The organism is Saccharothrix sp. ST-888, assembly GCF_000955975.1.
In the GTDB taxonomy this organism is placed as follows: domain Bacteria; phylum Actinomycetota; class Actinomycetes; order Streptomycetales; family Streptomycetaceae; genus Kitasatospora.
Window position 1 is genome coordinate 1 of record NZ_JYJF01000581.1, and the last position, 354, is coordinate 354.

Annotated in this window: 1 protein-coding gene; it reads right to left on the minus strand. The window is 78.2% G+C overall.

What is annotated here, in order from left to right:
- A partial coding sequence (locus UK12_RS42125; RefSeq protein ID WP_045307054.1) for a hypothetical protein occupies window positions 1-354 on the minus strand: 354 nt, incomplete at both ends.

Below are 354 nucleotides of genomic sequence, written 5' to 3' on the forward strand. Positions count from 1 at the left end.
CGGCCACACTACCCTCGATCCCGCTCAGTCCGAGCAGGACGGCGGCCGCGCCGCTGGCGCCGGACTGCTCGTCCGCCCGGGTGACGACGAAGCCCTGTTGGGGGCGGTCCTGGCAGGGGGACGTCCGGGCCACCAGGAACGCCCGGGAGACCGCGCTCACGGTCAGCGGGTCCAGCAGCGACGACGGGGTGGCCGCGTCGACCACGCGGGGGCCGGCGCGTCCGGGCACCAGCCCGTTGAGCATCCCCACGCCCACGCTGCCCGCGATCCGGCTCAGTGCGACGTGGGCGGCGGCCGCCCCGCCCGCGCCCGAGCGCTCGTCCGCCCGCGTGACGACGAAGCCCTGGCCGGGGC